The 19,306-nt window shown below is 53.4% G+C and carries 21 protein-coding genes and 1 pseudogene; 5 read left to right on the top strand and 17 right to left on the bottom strand.

Going from position 1 to position 19,306, the window contains the following annotated elements; translation table 11 throughout:
* Positions 1-125: 125 nt before the first annotated feature.
* The 11 genes from IRJ17_RS06035 to eutL form a co-directional block, all read right to left on the bottom strand.
* Entirely contained in the window at positions 126-722 is a 597-nt protein-coding gene (locus IRJ17_RS06035; protein WP_425266752.1) for an ANTAR domain-containing response regulator, read from the bottom strand.
* The gene (locus IRJ17_RS06030) at positions 688-2,148 is read right to left on the bottom strand and encodes a sensor histidine kinase (RefSeq protein WP_063228868.1); all 1,461 of its coding nucleotides are present in this window, start codon (positions 2,146-2,148) and stop codon (positions 688-690) included. The genes IRJ17_RS06035 and IRJ17_RS06030 overlap by 35 nt, the downstream gene beginning before the upstream one ends.
* Positions 2,149-2,223: 75 nt before the next feature.
* Entirely contained in the window at positions 2,224-2,667 is a 444-nt protein-coding gene (locus IRJ17_RS06025) for a EutP/PduV family microcompartment system protein (protein ID WP_063228867.1), read from the bottom strand.
* Positions 2,664-3,005 carry an ethanolamine utilization microcompartment protein EutS gene (gene eutS, locus IRJ17_RS06020; protein ID WP_063228866.1) on the bottom strand — a complete coding sequence of 114 codons (342 nt, stop codon included), beginning with the start codon at positions 3,003-3,005 and terminating at the stop codon, positions 2,664-2,666. Before eutS ends, IRJ17_RS06025 begins: the two co-directional genes overlap by 4 nt.
* A 2-nt stretch (positions 3,006-3,007) precedes the next feature.
* On the bottom strand, positions 3,008-3,295 hold the full coding sequence (locus IRJ17_RS06015) for a EutN/CcmL family microcompartment protein (RefSeq protein ID WP_063228865.1): 288 nt from the start codon (positions 3,293-3,295) through the stop codon (positions 3,008-3,010).
* 4 nt (positions 3,296-3,299) lie between these two features.
* Positions 3,300-4,118 (bottom strand): hypothetical protein, encoded by an 819-nt coding sequence (locus IRJ17_RS06010; protein WP_173596318.1) that lies wholly within the window; start codon positions 4,116-4,118, stop codon positions 3,300-3,302.
* 16 nt (positions 4,119-4,134) lie between these two features.
* Entirely contained in the window at positions 4,135-4,914 is a 780-nt protein-coding gene (gene pduL / locus IRJ17_RS06005) for a phosphate propanoyltransferase (protein ID WP_063228863.1), read from the bottom strand.
* A gap of 6 nt (positions 4,915-4,920) precedes the next feature.
* Positions 4,921-5,208, bottom strand: coding sequence for an ethanolamine utilization microcompartment protein EutM (gene eutM, locus IRJ17_RS06000; protein ID WP_005827515.1), 288 nt, complete (start codon positions 5,206-5,208; stop codon positions 4,921-4,923).
* Between the two features lie 42 nt (positions 5,209-5,250).
* Positions 5,251-6,744, bottom strand: a complete 1,494-nt coding sequence (locus tag IRJ17_RS05995; protein ID WP_173596317.1) for an acetaldehyde dehydrogenase (acetylating) — start codon at positions 6,742-6,744, stop codon at positions 5,251-5,253.
* A complete protein-coding gene (locus IRJ17_RS05990) occupies positions 6,744-7,235 on the bottom strand; it encodes a BMC domain-containing protein (RefSeq protein ID WP_063228861.1) in 492 nt (163 codons plus the stop codon). Before IRJ17_RS05990 ends, IRJ17_RS05995 begins: the two co-directional genes overlap by 1 nt.
* A 35-nt stretch (positions 7,236-7,270) precedes the next feature.
* Entirely contained in the window at positions 7,271-7,921 is a 651-nt protein-coding gene (eutL, locus tag IRJ17_RS05985; protein ID WP_063228860.1) for an ethanolamine utilization microcompartment protein EutL, read from the bottom strand.
* A 335-nt stretch (positions 7,922-8,256) separates the two neighbouring features.
* Here eutL and IRJ17_RS05980 point away from each other — a divergent pair, with 335 nt between their 5' ends.
* A complete protein-coding gene (locus IRJ17_RS05980) occupies positions 8,257-8,853 on the top strand; it encodes a hypothetical protein (RefSeq protein ID WP_242773728.1) in 597 nt (198 codons plus the stop codon).
* Between the two features lie 162 nt (positions 8,854-9,015).
* On the opposite strand, the pseudogene IRJ17_RS05975 reads toward IRJ17_RS05980, so the two are convergent.
* Positions 9,016-9,330, bottom strand: a pseudogene (locus IRJ17_RS05975) (SDR family NAD(P)-dependent oxidoreductase); the annotation flags it as partial.
* Positions 9,331-9,361: 31 nt separating this feature from the next.
* Positions 9,362-9,712 (bottom strand): MarR family winged helix-turn-helix transcriptional regulator, encoded by a 351-nt coding sequence (locus IRJ17_RS05970; protein ID WP_242773725.1) that lies wholly within the window; start codon positions 9,710-9,712, stop codon positions 9,362-9,364.
* Positions 9,713-9,888: 176 nt separating this feature from the next.
* Here IRJ17_RS05970 and IRJ17_RS05965 point away from each other — a divergent pair, with 176 nt between their 5' ends.
* A complete protein-coding gene (locus IRJ17_RS05965; protein WP_242773721.1) occupies positions 9,889-10,566 on the top strand; it encodes a response regulator transcription factor in 678 nt (225 codons plus the stop codon).
* The gene (locus IRJ17_RS05960; RefSeq protein WP_242773718.1) at positions 10,556-12,064 is read left to right on the top strand and encodes a HAMP domain-containing sensor histidine kinase; all 1,509 of its coding nucleotides are present in this window, start codon (positions 10,556-10,558) and stop codon (positions 12,062-12,064) included. The genes IRJ17_RS05965 and IRJ17_RS05960 overlap by 11 nt, the downstream gene beginning before the upstream one ends.
* Before the next feature lie 110 nt (positions 12,065-12,174).
* On the opposite strand, the gene IRJ17_RS05955 is transcribed toward IRJ17_RS05960, so the two are convergent.
* A complete protein-coding gene (locus IRJ17_RS05955) occupies positions 12,175-13,071 on the bottom strand; it encodes a LysR family transcriptional regulator (protein WP_242773715.1) in 897 nt (298 codons plus the stop codon).
* A gap of 130 nt (positions 13,072-13,201) precedes the next feature.
* On the opposite strand from IRJ17_RS05955, the gene IRJ17_RS05950 reads away from it, so the two are divergent.
* A complete protein-coding gene (locus IRJ17_RS05950) occupies positions 13,202-14,272 on the top strand; it encodes a YeiH family protein (protein WP_242773712.1) in 1,071 nt (356 codons plus the stop codon).
* A gap of 114 nt (positions 14,273-14,386) precedes the next feature.
* A complete protein-coding gene (locus IRJ17_RS05945; protein WP_242773707.1) occupies positions 14,387-16,096 on the top strand; it encodes a sulfatase family protein in 1,710 nt (569 codons plus the stop codon).
* A gap of 24 nt (positions 16,097-16,120) precedes the next feature.
* On the opposite strand, the gene IRJ17_RS05940 is transcribed toward IRJ17_RS05945, so the two are convergent.
* From IRJ17_RS05940 to IRJ17_RS05930, 3 genes are read right to left on the bottom strand one after another with little or no spacing between them, the layout of a single operon-like run.
* Positions 16,121-16,378, bottom strand: coding sequence for an HPr family phosphocarrier protein (locus tag IRJ17_RS05940; RefSeq protein ID WP_122962479.1), 258 nt, complete (start codon positions 16,376-16,378; stop codon positions 16,121-16,123).
* Positions 16,379-16,393: 15 nt separating this feature from the next.
* The gene (gene ptsP, locus IRJ17_RS05935; protein WP_242773704.1) at positions 16,394-18,121 is read right to left on the bottom strand and encodes a phosphoenolpyruvate--protein phosphotransferase; all 1,728 of its coding nucleotides are present in this window, start codon (positions 18,119-18,121) and stop codon (positions 16,394-16,396) included.
* Positions 18,122-18,140: 19 nt separating this feature from the next.
* Positions 18,141-19,301, bottom strand: coding sequence for a mannitol-1-phosphate 5-dehydrogenase (locus tag IRJ17_RS05930; RefSeq protein ID WP_173596311.1), 1,161 nt, complete (start codon positions 19,299-19,301; stop codon positions 18,141-18,143).
* Positions 19,302-19,306: the final 5 nt, after the last annotated feature.

Raw genomic sequence — 19,306 nt, 5'->3', positions numbered from 1 at the left:
GAGGCAAGCAAAAAGACGCTTGAACAGCCGAAATAATCGCTTCCGGTCTGATACAAGCGCCTTTGCTTCTCTTGCTATCTACTTGTTGCGTTCGTTTCTTTTTATGAAAAAACTGCTCAGAGACATTACCCCTGAGTCAAAATCGTTTGCTCGCCTGAAAGAATTTCTTCCGCCAGCTTCACAAGTGGCATGCGCCGTTGCATGCTTACTTGCTGCATCCATTTGTAAGCGGCCTCCTCCTCTAGGGAGAGCGCGCTCATCAGCTTGCCTTTGGCTTTTTCCACTGCTTTGCGATCCTCGATCTTTTGTTTCAGATCACTAATATCTTTCTTCAGCGACACCACTTTTTCCTTTTGGCTGAGCGCAATCTCGACCGCAGGAATCAGGTCATCTTCGGATACAGGCTTTACCAGATACGCCGTTACCCCGGCTTTGCGCGCATCCAGGACAAGTTCCTTCTGGCTGTACGCGGTCAAAAGAAGGATGGAGCAGTCCGAAAAGGTGCGGATGATCCCACTCGCCTTGATCCCATTCAGGCCCGGCATTTTGACGTCCATGATGATGAGGTCGGGCTTGTGGCGATGAGCGAGTTCGACTGCCTCTTCCCCGTTTTTCGCCTCGGCCACTACCTGATACCCTTCGTTTTCGAGCATCTCGCGCAAGTCCATGCGGATGATCGGCTCGTCATCAACCACCATAATCTTCGGCTGTGTCATCTTCATCCTCCTTTTGGATCGGATAGAGAATGGTAACTTCCGTTCCGTTGCCTGTGTTGCGGAAATGCATGGTTCCTTCCAGGTCTTCCCTGACGAGCGTATCGACGATTTTCAGGCCAAGGTGTCCCTTTTTATGAATATGCTCCATATCCTCGATTCCCACTCCGTCATCCGTAACAGACAGGCTGACGAAATCGTCTTTCGAGACGAGCGCGATCGAGATGCGCCCTTCATGAAGCTCGCGGAATCCGTGAATCATGCAATTTTGAATCAGCTCCGTGACAATTAAAGCAAAAGATGTCGCCTTGTTGGACGGAAGGTACACGGATTCCCCCGTCACGACGACGTGTATGGCTTGCTCTGAACGTCTCATCGAGGAGACGATAATTTTCGATATTTTGGTGAGAATCTCTTTGAAATCGATCTGTTCCAGACCATCTTGCGCCAAATATTCGTGAATAATGGCGATGCTGTTAATCCGGTTGATGCTCTCCCGGTATACTTTCTCAATCTCGTTTGACTGCGATCGCCGCATTTGCAGGCGCAGCAGGCTTGAAATAGTTTGCAAATTGTTTTTGACGCGATGGTGAATCTCTTTGATGACAGCCGACTTGATCATCAGCTGCTTCTCTTTTTCGCGGATGTCCGAGATGTCCCGGAGCAAAATAATGCCCCCGATGATGTCGAGCTTGCGAACGGACGAAACCGCTTTCATCATGATAAAATGCTTTCCTTTTGACAACTCATCCTGAATATAGCCGCCATGGCGCACGAAATTTTCCGGGGAAACTCTCCAGGAAAAAATGCGTTCGATGCTCTCTCCCTTTTCCGGCCGATCAAAGCCGATCATGGAGAGCAGCTTGTGGGCACGCCCGTTGGCATACGTAATGATTCCACTCTGATCAAACAAAATCATGCCCTCATGCAGAAGCGAAGAAATCGGCATGTCAGGCACAGCAAACTGAATCAGTGTCTCGCTGAGATGCTCGGTCGTTTCCTTGAGCATTTCGACGTTTTTTTCTTGTTCTACCTGCTTGGAAATGTCTTGCTCGGTAATCAGCGTGCCAATCGTCTTGCCCTCGGCGTTTGTGATCGGTACGACGCTTTGACGCATGACGACCTGCTCTTGCGATACACCTCTGGAGCCGATGACCGGCTTGCCTGTAGTCAGGCAGTACATGACGGCTGGCTCGTTGATCGCAGTCGCCAAATGGCCTACGACTGAACCGCTGTACATGGAACGCGCCGTGCCCGGCTTGGCCTGCGCAACAACCAAAGCAGCACTTCGATCTACGGTCGGGCAGTCGATGAACATGTCTGCCTGCGACAGATCGGCAAAAATTTGCAGTTTGGAAGCAAGGTCCTCCACGATCTGGATGTCGTCCTCACTCAATATCGTAGACGATTTGCACAGTTCCCGTATGGATTGCATGCGAACCTCTTTTCACCTGCTAGGAGTTTGATATTGACTTCATTTTCTCACAGACTCGCTACGGCGGAAAGAGGCTTATTCGCTGACAATTTCTTGCAAATACGCACGCAATTCCGGCACTCCCTCGCTCGTGTAGGAAGACGTCGGGAATATTCTCGCGTCGCCCAGAGACTGGCGCAAGTAGCCCTCCGCTCGTTGTACATCGGCATCGGGATGGTCGACTTTCGTGATGACCCCTACGCAAGCTTGGGGAAAGCCTTGCGCGAAACCTGGGGGAAAGTAGTTGCGGTCGCGAGTGGCATCCTGAACCATCACGACGATGGTCGCCTCCAGCGAGGTAGCCATCAGCGTGCGGTAAAACATCGGATTTTCGCTATACTCGCCCGGCGTGTCAATCACCCAGTCCCGATATTCAAGCGCCTGAGTCTTCCTGGCTGGCTGTTCATCGTTGAACAGCGCTTTGACCAGAGAAGACTTGCCCGCTTCGATAGCACCGATGATCATGACACGGCCTGTCATGATTTCGTCACCAGCGCCGGTGTGAACCGCAGTTTTTCACTCAACACCTGATTGACCGCATCCACTGCCATCTGCACAGCAGAAACATCCCCAACGACAATCAGTGAGCCTGTGAAGCGATCGAGAAATCCAAGCTCGACACCCGCAGCCTTTGTCGCGATATCCGCAGCAATAATGGCTGTTTCTGTCGGTGTCAGGGTCAAAATGCCGATTGCCCCGGCTTCCTTGATCCCCAGCTTGGTGTAAAGCATAGGGTCAGGATTTGCGATCACATGAGCCAACGTGACCTGTTTTCCTGGCACAAATTCCTGTATGACTCGCGAACGTTCCTGTTCCATCGCTATTCCTCTCCTCCTGCGGCCCCCGGCACTTCAAACGAATCCACGATACCTACGATGATCGCATCGATCGGCACGCTGTTGCCCGTGAAAAGAATCCGGGCAGGCGTTCCTCGTGAAACGATGACCTGCTCGCCGATTCCAGCCCCGATCCGGTCTGCTGCGATCACGGTTTGCCCGCTCTCTTCGCCGCGCCAGTCAATCGGCTGAACAACCATCAGCTTCAAATTTTCCATGCCGTTTTCCTTTTGGGTTGCCCAAACGCTGCCGATCACTTTTCCCAAAAACATGCGATCACCCTTTTCCTAAGTAGCTGACCGTAATGCCGCGCTCCCTCATGCTGTCGTAAGCCAAAGGAGAGACAATCGCTCCTTTTTTCACATGCAAGGTCGTATCCCGAAGTTCCGGTTGGGATTTGATCCAGTCAGCCGTAAGCAGCTTGCCGGAAAAAACCGCCTCTGCCTCGTCCAACGCAGTCAATGTCGGCTGTTCAGGCTTTGCCTCCGCTTTTGGCAACTGCGCTTTCAGCTTGGAGACTACGCGATCAGCCAAACGTTTTTGTTCCGCAAACTCTACGCCCAGCTCTTTCATCGCTTCCACGTGGCGCTCGAACAGCTTTTCATAGGCTGGCGTCAGCGTCAATGTTTGCAGGGTGCGACGGTCGGCGCGCTTGATGCCCGGCACATCGGAGCCTGCAATGACGAACTTGCCTGTCACGAGTGCGGAAAAGACGATTTCTGCCTTGATCGTGCCTTTCAACCCGGATGCGATTCTTGCCGCATTGTCCAGATCGATTTCCGGGATGACGATACCAGCGTAATCTTTTGGCACTTCCAATGGCGCAGGAGCGTACTCATCCGCAGTCAGGACTTTGCCTGCTCCCCCGCATTCGATCTTGTGCATTCCCAGCCAGGACGAGGTTTCCCCGTCCAGGAAGAGAATGTCGTGGCAGATGCCGTGGTTTTTCAACTGGATAAAATGATCCTGAAACGCCTCATGAGCCTGGCTGTCGCAAAAGACATACAGGACACGAGGTGCTTCAGGTTTCTTTTCTGTATTCATCGACAGCAAAATTTCTTTTGTAATCGATGCCACCATTTCTCTGATGTCCATCAAAGCTCTACCTCCGTTAGCCGGAGTAAAACTGGCCGTTTTTGCCGATCACTTTTACCCGGTCGCCCGTTTTCAAATTGGCGGCATTCCCTTCATCCAAATCGACGTGGAAATCGAGTGCGAACTGTGGATGTACGCGAACAACTACATCCGGATAGATGACAGGGCGGTCACTCTGCGTCGCAAGGATCAGCGTGTCGCCATCCTTCACTTCGTATTGCTCGGCATCCGCAGGCGACATATGAACGTGCCGCTTGGCTACAATTACACCTTTGTCGAGTACAACTGTGCCTTTTGCTGTTACGAGTACCAGACCCGGTGTTCCTTCAATATCTCCGGACATCCGCACAGGTGCGTGCACACCGAGCGCAAAACCGTCAGTACGAGAGATTTCCACTTGTGTCGCGCCACGCGCTGGCCCCAGAATCCGCACTCCGTGAATGCTGCCTTTTGGCCCGACGATTGTCACGGTTTCCTGGCAAGCAAACTGACCAGGCTGCGACAGATCGCGCATTGGCGTCAACTGATGTCCTGCTCCAAAAAGCTTTTCTACATCGGTTGGCGACAAATGAACGTGGCGATTCGATACACCAAGGGGAATTTCCCGCACTGCCTCGGCAGTCTGATTGGTGGAAGGTTGCTGTTGTTGTTCTTCAAAAGATTTCACTTGAATCCCTCTTCCTTTCAAGAAATCTGCCGCTGCTGGTGTGATTTTATCCCCTTTCTCAATGAGAAAGGGGTTTGGGATGCCTGTCTTATGCATTGCTCTCAAAGATGCTTCTGTAATAACTGCCATAGGGGATTACCCTTCGAGCTTAGGCAGGATCAATTCAATGTCTCCGTGTGGACGTGGGATAACGTGTACAGATACGAGCTCTCCTACTTTTTCGGCAGCAGCGGCGCCTGCGTCCGTGGAAGCTTTTACTGCACCTACGTCACCACGTACCATGACTGTTACGAGACCGCCACCTACGTGTACTTTGCCAATCAATTTAACGTTAGCTGCTTTTACCATTGCGTCAGCAGCTTCAACTGCTCCTACCAAACCTTTTGTTTCTACCATTCCCAATGCGGACATTTCTCCAGCCATGTTTTCGTTCCTCCTTAATTATATGGACAAATTTTTAACGTTTTAGGACGTCATTTCAGTTAAAACAGATTTAATGATGTTTTTGATCTCATCCCGGCTCAGGCCGACATTCATGGACGAGACAGCTTGCAGCACAGCTTCTTCCGCCTGTGTCGTTGCAGCAGCTTGCACTGGCGTGGACTCAGGCATTTCTCTCACGCCAAAAGCGACGCGCTTGATGTTGAAGAGATGCTTCGGACCGATGTTGTCGGATGTGATGTTGTTCCCGAAAGAACCGCATCCGAGTGTAAAGGATGGCTGCACGCCAGTCGTTGCTCCGATTCCCCCGAAAGTCGTTCCGGTATTGACCGGGATGCGGGAAGCCGGCATCGCTTGACCGTAGGATGCAATCACATTGTCATCCTGCGCGTGAATCCCAGCGGTGTGCCCCAATCCGCCATGCGTCAAAAGCTCCCGGCAGCGGGCAAACGCTTCGTTGTCTCCCGAAACGGTGTAGAGAGCGAGGATCGGTGCCAGTTTTTCAACCGACATCGGGTACTCTTTGCCTACTCCGGTTTCTTCCGCGATCAGCACTCGTGTTTCGGCAGGAATCGAGATGCCTGCCATTTGCGCGATCACATGCGGGGAACGTCCAACGATTTTGGCGTTGAGCGAGCCGTTCACCATAATAATGGCGGCTACTTTTGCCTTCTCGTTTTCGTCCAGGAAGTACGCTCCTTCGCGCTTCAGGGCAGCAATCATCTGGTGTTTGACCGATTCCTCGATCACCAGTGCCTGCTCGGAGGCGCAGATGGTGCCGTAGTCGAAGGTTTTGCTCTGCACAATGCGCTTGGCAGCAGCAGCGAGGTCAGCGCTGTGGTGGATGTAGACCGGAACGTTTCCTGGTCCGACACCGTAAGCAGGCTTTCCGGAGCTGTATGCAGCCCGCACCATTGGCGTACCGCCAGTCGCGAGGATCACATTGGTCAGCTTGTGCTTCATCAGCTCATTCGTCGCTGGAAGCGTCGGCTTGGAGACGCAGTGGATCAAGCCTTCCGGCGCCCCAGCCTGCACAGCCGCCTGTGCCATCAGTCGCGCTGCTTCCAGCGTGCACTTGGCTGCCGACGGATGCGGACTGAATACGATTGCGTTTCTCGCTTTGAGCGCGATCATCGACTTGAAAATAACGGTCGATGTCGGGTTGGTGGATGGTACGATCCCGGCGACGATTCCTACCGGCTGTGCCACTTCCCACACTTTGTTTTCCTCGTCTTTGCGAACGATGCCGACGGTTTTCACGTCTTTGATGGAAGCATAAACATCTTGGGAAGCAAACAAGTTTTTCATCCGTTTGTCCGGGACGTTTCCGAAGCCTGTCTCCTCAACCGCAAGAGCCGCCAAACGCTCGGCATTCTCAACCCCAGCCTTGGACATGGCAGTGATGATCCGATCGATTTGCTCTTGCGTGTAAGTAGCGAGCTTCGCCTGCGCTTCCTTCGCTTGGGCGAGGTACGTACGCACTTCCTGAATGGAATACAAATCAGCGTCGAGTGTCATTATGCTTTGTCACCTCCGCCTTGTTGCTTTTCTTCAATCAGGCGAATGAGGTCTTCTTTCTTCGCCGTATTGATGTCATTGGTCGAGAGCGGGAAATCAGCAAACGAGCGAGCCAGCTTGCGCAGATCGTTGATCGATTGCTCTGCCAGCGTCGGCTCTGCCTTTGCCTGTGCAGGCTGCGGCTTCGCTTCTTCCTGCGCTTCCGAACGCATCAGATTTTTAATCATTTTCGGAACATTTTCATCAGGACGCGGTATGACGTGGGAGTGCAGCAAGCGTCCAACGCGTTTTGCCGCCTCAGCGCCAGCGTCAACAGCCGCCTGAACCGAAGAGACATCTCCGATTACGTAGACCGTTACGATCCCGCCGTCCGCGCCTTCATATGTGGCGACCTTGACGTCTGCCGCTTTGGCAGCAGCATCAGCGGCCGCAATAAGAGCGGGCAAGCCAAGTGTTTCAATCATGCCCAGTGAGTATGCATGAGCGCGCATTTACATTTCCTCCCCTTCAAGAGGGAAAATCCCTTTTATCGTTTGACTGGCTGTCGGGCAACGCTTCTTACAGCGTCGGCAAAAGCATCTGCTGCGGCAGTGCATGCCGATTGGCTTCCAGTAAGCAACGCTCCCCCAAAGTTCGTTTCCGTGGGCGGGCCAAAAAACTGCACCATCTGCACATCTGCTGCTTTGAGGGCGGCGTCAATACCGTACATGGCCTCAAGCGGCGGAGCGATCAGATAGGCGAGCGGCTCCCCTTCCCTGATTCCGGCGAGCCCAGACAAGTAGCTGCCCGTCCGCGACACGACATGTGCGTAATACGCATGCGTCCCCTCTTCATTTAACGAGTAAAAGCAAGCTCCACTCTCCATGAATGCAACGGCTGCATCGATACCGCTCTCTACCTCCGATGGCGTCGCTCCACCGATCATCCCGATGAACTCGCCGGACAACGGACCAGACGCATTTCCAGATCCTGCATAAAACGACTTGGCGTAAATCACTTCTACAGCTGCCTTTTTCGTCGCCTCATCAATGGCCGTATAGCCCACATCATCAATGGTGGATGTAAGCATCCCCACACTGCGAATATGGGAAGGCAGGTTCAGCTTCTCCGCAAATTGTGGATCGACGTTGGGAATCATTCGGATCGCAAGCGGCGTCGCTCGAATTGGTTTTTCCATGCGTGTCACACTCCTTTCAGACAACTTCCCTTTTCAAAACGCAAAAAAAGGTGCCTAAACACGAAAGAACAAGACTCGTGTTCAAGGGCACCTTTGCCTTTTGTCTATTCACTTGTTTGGATAAGAATCACGCCAATTCTGCGATCTTATTCCTGCTTCTAATGTATGACAAGGCAGGAAAAAATGCAAGCGTTTTCGGTATTCCACGACTTTTCCATATTCCGGTCATTTGGCGGACACAAGCCCTGACTATTCTTGGTGTGTAGCCGGGACAGGTAAGCCTGCAAGCCGGCGCAATGAGCACGATACAACCGAAACCCAAGGAGGAATTTTTCATGAAAAAGAAACTCGCAATGTCCGTAATGGCTCTGGCCGTATCCGCAATGGCAGGCTCCGCATTTGCAGCAGACCATTCTACAGCGGCGCAACAGGCTCAAGCCACTTTCCCAACAAAAGTGATCACACTCCAAAATGACGGCAGCCAAGTCATGATGCAGCAGGTCATCGACTTGAACCAACTGGCAAAGGAAAAAGGCATCACTGTCGAAGAACTGATCAAGCAGTTTGAAAAAGAAGGGCAGATCACAAAAGCGACTCCAACCAAAGTGGCCGTAAAAGAAATGAAAAACCTGACTGCAAACCTCAAAATCGTAGAAACAGGCGACGCCACTCAAGCGGTTGCTACCACCGTCGCCCTCGATCTGAACGAAGTGGCAAAAGAAAGAGGAATCACTGTCGAACAGCTCAAAGCGGAGCTTGAAAACAGCGGCAAGACAAAAGCCGACCTCAAAATGGTTACAATCCAGCCTGCGATCAATCTGGAGCAACTGGCCAAAGAAAAGGGAATCACTGTCGATGAGCTGATCAAGCAACTCGAAAAGGAAGGCAAGCTGACCAAAGCTGTGAAAATCATGCCAGCAGTCAAAAAATAAAAAATGACAGACCGCCTTTGGCGGAAACGGGCTTATACATGAAGCAAAGAACGGCAAAGACCTCTGGCACACTCGTCAGAGGTCTTTGCTTTATTGTCTGCTTTTACAAGGTCAGTCCGCCGTCTACAGCCACGATCGAGCCTGTCATGTAGCTCGCTTGCGGCGAATCATGCCAACCACAGCGTGCTTGCTCGCCGAGTAAACGGACAGGCTGCTCTCGCTCTTCAAACCTGCGGTGGAGGCCGTGTTGATGATCGAACCCGCTCCTTGCTTCACCATCACCGGAATCACGTATTTCATGCCGAGGAAGACACCTTTCAAATTGACAGCCAAAACGCGGTCGAACTCGGCTTCCGGAATATCCGCCAGCAAGTACGGTTTTTGGATGATGCCTGCGTTGTTGAAAAACACATCAATGCGTCCGAATGCTTCAAGCGCTTTGTTCACGTAGTTTTCCACGTCTTTCGATTCGGCCACACGCTACTTGTCCTTGTTGTGCCATGCTCGATCACTCCTTATGTTTTTGATGTTCCTCCAGGTTTTGCACCATCTTTTTGTAAGAGACGAGCAGATCGCCCAGCTCTGCTTCCGAAAAATCGCTCCATAGCGCATCCGTAAGCGTTGCGTAGCGATTGTTGCTCATCTGGAGGATTTGCTGGCCTAATGGGGTAATGGCGAGCAAAGTAACCCGTCTGTCTGTTTCCGGAATTTGCCGCTCCACGTACCCTTTTCTCACCAGCTTGTTCGCCAGATTGGTGACAGCAGGCAGGCTGATGGACAAACGCTCAGCCAGTACGGAGCTTTTCACGGCTCCTTCCTCTGCCAAAATCTCCATGATGTACACCTGCGATCCGGACATGTCGCTGTCTCCCGTCGCCATATGGCGGACACAGAAACGTTGTACACTGCAAGTTGCGCCTGAGCGCAAGCTTCCCTGCCACAAATCACATATACTGCCAGGTCACTTCGCCTGGAAACGTTGCTATGATTAGGCTGACAGCTTTTTCGTACGGATAGAAATGAGGTTGTGAACTGATGAAACGAATACTCGTAATCGAAGACGAAATGCCGATCGCCCGCCTGATCCAGGTGTATTTGGAGCGAGCGGGCTTTGAAGTGCTCTGGAACACGGGCGATCAGGAGGCGATCCCTGTTTTTCGCTCCTGGAAGCCGGATCTCGTCCTGCTCGACCTGATGTTGCCCGATCATGACGGGCTGGATATATTGTCCCAAGTCCGCCAGTACGGCAGTTGCCCTGTCATTATCGTAACGGCGCGCGGAACTGTACCGGACAAGCTGCTCGGACTCGCCCAGGGAGCTGATGACTACATCGCCAAGCCGTTCGATCCGGAAGAAGTGCTCGCCCGCGTCCAAGCCGTCCTGCGCCGCTCGTCGTATTTGACTGACTCCGATACGGTCAGACTCGGCAGCCTGACGATTGATTTCACGGCGCAAACCGCCTTGCTGGGCAATATGCCGCTCTCGCTTTTGCCCAGAGACTGGCAACTGCTTGCCTTTTTGTCCCGGCATCCGAATCAGTGCTTCAGTCGCGAGCATTTGCTCGATCAAGTATGGGGAGTGGATTTTGAAGGAGGGGATCGCTCAGTGGATACGGCTGTAAAACGTCTGCGCAAAAACCTGCTCAGCTGGCCAAGCTCGGAAGGCGAGATCGCGACGATTCGGGGAACGGGGTACAGTCTGCGTGTTTACTAAACGAGCTGCCGCCTCCCCTGTCCCGTTGCTGCGTTACTGGACGTGGCGTTACGCCATGATCCTCTCCGTCATGCTGCTCGGCATCGGCTTTTTCGGCATCTACTGGATCAACAAAAACGCCACTGAACAGCAGTTTCAAGTATTGGAAGCGCGCACAGAGCTGCTCGCAGACTCGTACTCCAAAGTGCTGATCAGCAAAAAAATCGAGCTTCCTGCCACAGCAGTCCTAAAGCCCGCTATCACCTTGACACCTGCCAGTTCGGCAACGGCTGCACAAAAGAGCGGAGACACGGCTGTTACGGCTACCTTGAGGGCGATGCCGGCAGTCCCGCTGAACCACATCGTGCAAATCTACGATGACGCAAGCAAACAATTGAAAAGCGATCAGGCTACCCTCACCAAAACAACAATCACTTTGCCTGCACCCGTCCTGCCTGCTGACAGCAAAAAGGAGACACGCGAGATCATCACGACCAAAGATGCGACCTGGCTGCGCGTCGGCGTGCCTTACTACGAGCAAAATGCCGTAGCGGGAACGTATTACGTCAGCACCCGGCTCAACAATGACCTGGTTCATACGTACATCACGATCATGGTTTCCATCGGGATCATTACGCTTTGCGGGTGGGCGATTGTCTACGTCCTGTCGCGCTCGCTGACACACCCTCTTCGGCAGTTGGCAACAGCTGCGGAGCAGATTTCGTCCGGCAATTACGCTCCAGCCCTTCCCGACTCTGCACGGATCAAGGAAGCCGAGATCAGCCAGCTCGTCGCTTCTTTTGCCGAAATGGCGAATCGTCTGGGCCAACTGGAGCGGATGCGCACGGACCTGCTGGCCGGAGTCTCCCACGAACTGCGCACGCCAGTCACTTCGATTCGCGGCATGATTCAGGCGGTCAAGGACGGGGTAGTAACCGGACCGGATGCTGACGAGTTTATGCAAATCAGCATGGATGAAGCGAAAAGGCTGCAAACGATGGTCAACGACCTGCTCGACTTTTCCTCGATGGAAGCCGGTGCCGTCTACGTCGAAAAGCAAGAAATCAGGCTTGACGAGTTGCTTGCGCAGATCGTCGCTCAGGTAGGAACCTTGCCCGCTTTTTCCAAAGCAACTGTCCACTTCACGCCGCTACAAAAGGAACTGATCTGGTTCGGAGACGACTCGCATTTCAAGCAAATTTTGCTGAATCTGCTCAACAACAGCGTGGCCGCAGCAGCGACACGCATCGATATCGTCGCAGAGCAGCAGCAAGACAAGCTCACCATTGACGTCATCGACAACGGAAAAGGCATCCCCGCCGAGGAAGCCCCGTTTATTTTCGAACGGTACTATCGCGGCGACAGCAAACGGAAGAAAAAACAAGGACTCGGGCTCGGACTGACCATTTGCCGTCTGCTTGCCAAGGCGCATGGCGGCAACGTGGAGCTGGTGCAGAGCGGCTCGGTTGGCACCACCTTCCGCCTGACGCTCGCTCTGCCCTCTGGCGGAAACTCATGAGTGAAAGCAATCTGCTCTCCGAAAAGCTCCCCCGCCCGCTGAAAGTCGCGCATATATCGAACATATGAAAAAGGAAGCAGCGCGTCTGATCGACGGTGCTGCTTCCCTTTTTATACGTGCGATCCTTCTGGCAGATGGGAACGAATGAGGTCCATGAAAATTTCCAGCGCCCGCGTCTGAAATTCGTTCGATTTCGTCACCAGCGAAAAGTCCCGCGTCACGGGCGTTCCCGCTATTTTCAGCGTACAGAGCGTGCCGAGCTGACGTTCTTTGCGAATCGCCCAATACGAGAGCAGACTGATCCCCAAGCCAGCCTCGACCGATTCCTTAATGACTTGGGTACTGCCAAACTCCATTCGCTTCTGTGGCTGAAACTGGAGCTGACGAAACATTTTTTCCGCCGCCTCCCTCGTTCCTGAGCCTTCCTCCCGCACGATCCAGGTTTCCTCCATCAAATCATGGATGCTGACTTCTTGTTTGCTCGCCAGCCGATGACCGGGAGAGATAATCACGTACATGCGATCGTCGGCAAAAGGCTCGATGCACATTTTGTCATTGACGTACTCCCCTTCGACGATCCCTACATCAAGCTGCCGGGTTGCCACCAGCTCCACAATCACGGTCGAATTGTGAATCGTGATCGTCGGAGTGATCAGCGGATAGTCCTTGCGCAGCTTGGCGATCACATGTGGCAGGACGTACTCGCCATACGTATAGCTGGCGCCAATCGTCAAATGCCCGCTCGGCGTGTTCATCAAGTCATCGACGAGGCTTTGCATGCGCGTATACAGCCCTAATATTTCCCGGGCATGGTGGTAAACAATTTCGCCCGCCTTGTTCAACCGGACGTATTTGTTGTTGCGCTCCAACAGTTTGGTTCCAATCGTCCGCTCCAAAGACAAGATATATTGGCTAACCGCAGGCTGGGTCATGTGCAATTCCTCTGCGGCCCGCGAAAAGTTTTGCCTGTCTGCCACCGTGACAAACACACGCAATTGCTGATCCACGCAAGCATCCCTCCCTCGATTGTCTCTACTATACAAAATTACTTATTGTCATTATATCAATCATTTATTTTTCTTATTGTAGCAGTTGTTTTATGCTTTGGTTGTCAAAACTTTTCAAGGAGTGATTGCAATGGCTTCCCCGCTTAACGAAAGCGCGCCATTGAACGACAGCCATCATCCATCTGCTCAATCCAAAAGCAAGCATACAAACACTCCCGCCTCGCTCCCGCAGTGGATAGCGGGCGTCGCCTTTACGTTTCTCGTTGCCGTCCTCGGCTACGGTTTAGCTCAGGTTCCCGGCTTTGACCGGGTCGGGCCACTCGCCTGTGCCATCCTGATTGCGGTGGCGTATCGCCAGTTTTGGGGCTACCCGGAGGCGTTGCGCGCTGGCATTCAGTTCTCGGCAAAACGCTTGCTGCGGCTCGCCATCATCTTGTACGGTCTCAAGCTGAATGTCGATGTCGTTTTGCACCAAGGTTTAGGCTTGCTCGTCTACGACGCCGGAGTCATCGTATTCGCTATCGCGCTTACTGTGCTGCTCGCCAAATGGCTGAAAGCCGACGCCTCTCTCTCCCTCTTGCTCGGCGTCGGGACAGGAGTCTGTGGAGCGGCAGCGATTGCCGCCGTTTCCCCGATCATTCAGGCCAAAGAGGAAGACACCGCCATCGGCGTAGGCATTATCGCCTTGGTCGGAACCATTTTTGCGATTCTCTACACGGTACTGCGCCCGTTTTTGCCGCTGACTGCCCTTGATTACGGCATGTGGTCCGGCATCAGCTTGCACGAAATCGCCCACGTTGCACTCGCTGCTGCTCCCGCCGGGCAGGATGGTCTGGCGATCGGGCTTTTAGCCAAGCTGGGCCGCGTCCTCCTCCTGGTTCCGCTCTGTTTTCTCCTGATGTTCTGGATGAAACGCAGCGGCAAACTGCAAGGAGAAGCAAAAGTCGAGTTCCCCTGGTTTTTGATCGGCTTTCTCGTCATGAGCCTGTTTGGAAGCTATGTGCTGGGAAAACAAATTCCCGTCTCCGAGTCCTTCAACGCCGGAGTAGCCCACGTGACCACCTTCGTCCTCACGATGGCAATGGTTGGCCTTGGGCTGAACGTCAACCTGCGTGCCCTGCGCACGAAAGCAGCGAAACCGCTGATTGCCATGTCGATCACCTCCGTGCTTTTGTCACTGCTCTCTTACGTGTTGATTTAACTGTGGAACAATCATGTCGCCTTGCGCACAGCGAGGCGATTTTTTTGTGGATAAGGACAAAGCTTATCCCCATATGTTGATAACAGTGTGTACATCTCATCTGGAGGCGTCGATATGTCGAGTTGTTCTTTCAAGACACGTCCGAACATCCTGTTGATCATCGTCGACCAGGAACGGTTTCCGCCAGCGTACGAGGAGAGCAGCTTGCGCACATGGCGCGAGGAAGCTCTGCCTGCCCACTCGTTTTTGCGCAGGCACGGCATGGAGTTCAAGCGCCACTATGCAGGCGCAACAGCCTGCTCGCCTAGCAGAACGACGCTGTTCACAGGCCAATACCCTTCTCTGCACGGGGTCACGCAGACGAGCGGCGTCGCCAAACTCTCCCCGGACAGCGACATGTTTTGGCTCGATCCCAACACCGTGCCGACGATGGGCGACTACTTCCGTGCGGCGGGCTATCGAACGTATTACAAAGGCAAGTGGCACATCTCTGACGGCGATATTTGGATACCGGGCACGCATGTCCCTGTTCTGAGCTACGACTCCGTCACAGGGATTCCCGATCCGCAAAAAGAAAGCTTGTACTGGCTGGCGAATCGGCTGGACGGATACGGTTTTTCCGGCTGGATCGGCCCTGAACCGCACGGCAGAGCGCCACACAATTCCGGCTCCTCCGCTGCCATCGGTGTAAACGGGCGAGACGTCGTGTACGGCAGCGAGATGATCCATCTGTTGTTTTGGCTCGAACAGGAGAAACAACAGTTGGCGCACCCTGATGAGTATCAGCCATGGTTTGTCGTCGCCTCTTTCGTCAATCCACACGATATCGCTCTTTATGGGGATATCTCCGCTCAAGTTCCGCTTTTTCGCTTTCATGTGGATGACTCCATCCCCGACATTCCGCCTTCGCCGACGCAAAACGAATCTTTGTTGACGAAACCTCGCTGCCAGGCGAGCTACCGCGATGTTTATCCACAAGCATTCCAGCCCATCTCTGACGACGCCTTTTACCGCCGTCTGTACTTTCAATTGCAAAAAAACGCCGACCAGCAGGTCATGCGCGTGCTGCAAGCGTTGACGGCGACATCGTTTTACCCGGAAACGCTCGTTGTCTTCACAGCGGACCACGGAGAACTGCTCGGCGCCCACGGCAATCTCCATCAAAAATGGTATTGCGCCTACGAAGAAGCCATCCACATTCCGCTCATTATCCACAATCCGTTGCTTTTTCCACAGTCGCTGTCTACTGAAATGCTGACAAGCCATGTGGATATCCTCCCGACCTTGCTCGGCTGCGTGCAAGCCGACGTGCCCGCACTCGCCGAACAATTGCAGCTGACTCACAGCGAAACCCGCCCTTTCGTGGGAAATAATTTTTCATCGCTGATTGTCAGTGGCGGCGAGATACAGCCAGATGATTTCGGCCCGCTTTACTTCATGTCAGAGGATGATGTGACAAAAGGCCAGCATCAAGTCAGTCTGCTCGGTCAGCCTTACCACTCTGTGATCGAGCCTAACTTGTTGGAAAGCGTAATAGCTTACTTGCCCACAGATGGGCATTGGGAGCTGTGGAAATACTCCCGTTATTTTGCTGCACCCTCTGCACCGGGCCAGCCTCCCCCGCCGATCGAACCGGAATACGAATTGTACAATCTCACGACAGACCCGTGGGAAATGCACAACCTCGCCTTCCCTGCCCTGTCCACTCCCTATGTCGAACAAGTCCGCACCCAATTAGAGCTTTTGCTCGATGAGCAGCGACAAGCCAAACGCCTGACCCCTTTTTCAGCAGTAGATAACCAAACAAAAAAGCTCCCCGGATAAGGGAGCTTTTGCACGTTATTCACACTATTCCTGGGAAGTCAGCACCGCTTCCAAAGCAGCAATCGCTTCGTTTTCGTCTACGCCATCAGCAATCAGCGTAATTTCCTCGCCTTTGGCGATCGCCGAAGCCATGATGCCCATGATGCTCTTTCCGTTGACCGTCTTCTCGTTTTTGACAATCTTGATCTCGCTGGAAAACGTCGTGGCTGTTTTCACGAAGTTGGCCGCTGGTCTGGCGTGCAAGCCGTGCGCCAGTTGAACGACGATTTTTTTCTCCACCATAATGATCTTGCCTCCTTAGATGCCATCTTTCATGATCGTTGTTTTGACGAACGCCTCTACTTGCGCGGACGTACTCATTTGCAAAATGGTGTCGATGTGCTTTTCCATTTCTTCTCGGGAAAGAAGACTCAGCTGCTTGCGGGCGGGCAAAATGCTGCTCGCACTCATGCTGAACTCATCGAGGCCGAGTCCCAACAGAATCGGTACGGCAACAGGATCGCCTGCCATCTCGCCGCACATTCCTACCCATTTTCCTTCCTTGTGCCCGGCTTGAATCACATTGCGCAAAAGCCGCAGGACAGCCGGATGGTAAGGTTGGTACAAATACGCAACCCGCTCGTTCATTCGATCGGCTGCCATCGTATATTGAATCAGATCATTGGTGCCGATGCTGAAAAAGTCCACTTCACGCGCGAATACATCTGCCATCATGGCAGCAGCAGGGATCTCAATCATGATACCCACTTCGAAGCGATCGGATACAACTACACCGCTATTTTGCAGGGCGTGCTTTTCTTCTTCCAGGATCGCTTTCGCCTGACGGAACTCCTCCAGTGTCGCAATCATCGGGAACATGATTTTCAGGTTGCCATGCACCCCGGCGCGAAGCAAGGCGCGCAGTTGCGTGCGGAAAAGCTCCTGTCTGTCCAGACACAGGCGGATCGCGCGATAGCCCAGAAACGGATTCATCTCTTCCGGCATGTCCAGATAGGACAGATGCTTGTCTCCGCCGATGTCCAGCGTGCGGATGACAACAGGCTTGTCTCCCATGCTCGTCAGCACTTGTTTGTACGCAACATACTGCTCTTCCTCGGTCGGGAAATCATCCCGGCCCATGTACAAAAATTCGGTGCGGAACAGCCCGACTCCTTCTGCGCCGTTCGCCAGCGCTCCTGCCACATCTGCCGGACTTCCGATATTGGCTGCCAGCTCCACGTGATGCTGGTCTGCCGTAACCGTCTGGTTGTGAACGAGTTTTGCCAGCTCGGCCTTTTGCTCTGCGTCTTCTGCTTGCTTGCGCGTATAGTGCGCGACCTCTTCTTCGCTCGGATCGATGATGACGACGCCCTCATGCCCGTCCACAATCATAAGCGTAGAAGCCTGGACAGCACTCGTAATGTTCTGCGTCCCGACTACAGCCGGAATCTCCATGGAACGCGCCATGATAGCCGAATGCGAGGTGCGCCCGCCAATGTCGGTCACGAACCCTTTTACAAATTGGCGGTTAAGCTGAGCCGTATCCGACGGCGTCAAATCTTCCGCCACGATAATGACTTCCTCCGTCAATGAGCTGGGTTGAAAAAAGTTCACTCCAAGCAAATATGCCAATACACGCTTCGTGACGTCGCGAATGTCCGCCGCACGTTCCCGCATGTAGTCGTTGTCCATTTGTTCAAACAGGCCGATAAACGCTTGCGCCACATCATGCAGCGCGCTCTCCGCGTTTGTCATCTCCTGCGTAATCTTGTCCTTGACGGTATCGACAAGCTCCGGGTCCTCCAGGACGAGCAGATGGGCTCTGAAAATGTCGGCTTGCTCTGTGCCCATTTCTGTCTCCACACGCTGGGCAATTTCCTGCAAATCTGCCTTTGCCCGCGCAAGCGCTGCCTCGAAGCGATGAATTTCGCCGGCAGCATCTTCAATTGCCACCGTCTTGATCTGCATGTCAGGAGCCGCAAGCAAAAACGCTTTGCCAATGGCAATCCCCACAGAAGCTTTTACACCTACGATTTTCTGGGACATCCCCCGCACCCACCCTTCTTTACTTGGTACTTGTCCACTCCTGCATCAACCGCGCCTGTTTGCGAACGACTTCCTCAAGCGGATGGCCTGCCGGAATGCCTGTGCAATTGTGCAATGCATATTCCCAACCGTACAGCTTCAAATCTGACTGAATGCGCGCCGCCTCTTCGTCCTGTGGATAATCAAACAGCAGCGCCGCTGCAATCGCCATCCCCAAATGCTCGGGACGGATTCCTCTGTCCATGCATTCCAGAGCAGGGCCAACCAGCCTGTCATGCCGTGAGAGCTTGCGAAGCGGCGAACGTCCCACACGGACAACGTCGTCCGAGAGCAGCGGATTGGCAAAGCGCCCCAATATTTTCTCGATGTACTGCCCGTGTGCCTGTGCGTCAAAACCATACTTGGCGGTCAACAGGGCACCCGTTTCCTGCAGAGCGCCTCTGGCAGCCTTGGCGACCTTTTCGTTTTGCATAGCCTGATCAATCGTTGTCATCCCCAACTGGTAGCCCATATAGGCAATTACAGCGTGGCCCGTATTTACGGTAAACAGCTTTCGTTCGATGTACGGAGCCAAGTCGTCCACATAAGTGATTCCTTCAATCTGCGACACCTCTCCAACCATTTGCGAACGGTCTACGACCCATTCAAAAAACGGTTCGACAGTAACCAGCAGCTTGTCTTCATGCTGCTGAATCGGCACGATGCGGTCTACAGCCGCGTTCGGAAACCCGATCAACTGCCCTGCCTTCGCCTGAAGCGGTTCCGCAAGCCGGGCAAAAACGTGCTCTTTCAGCTTGGCGCTTCCGCCAATCATGTTTTCGCAAGCAATCACGTTCAATGGCTGCGGATTGTCGGCAAGCCGCTTCTCGATTCCCGCCGCAATCGCTCCGGAAATCGGGCCGAGGACATTTGGCCCTACAGCAGTCGTCACCAAGTCGGCGGAAGCGATGGCAGCAGCGACCGCTTCCATATCCTGACCGTGAATCGCACGCACTCCTTCCACGACGGATTGCGGATTTCCTGCCGTTGCCAGCTGCACTTGATACATTTTTCTGCGGTTAAGCTCATCAACCAATGCCGTATTGACGTCGACGAATACGACTTCGTAGCCAGCCTGGCTCAGCAACTGTCCGATAAAGCCCCGACCGATATTCCCTGCTCCGAAATGGACTGCCAGCATGAGCG

Origin of the sequence: Brevibacillus parabrevis, from assembly GCF_022701015.1 — a bacterium.
Classification (GTDB): Bacteria; Bacillota; Bacilli; order Brevibacillales; family Brevibacillaceae; genus Brevibacillus; species Brevibacillus parabrevis.
The sequence above is the reverse complement of the archived record's forward strand: the minus strand, read 5'-3'. Positions and strand labels throughout refer to the sequence as shown.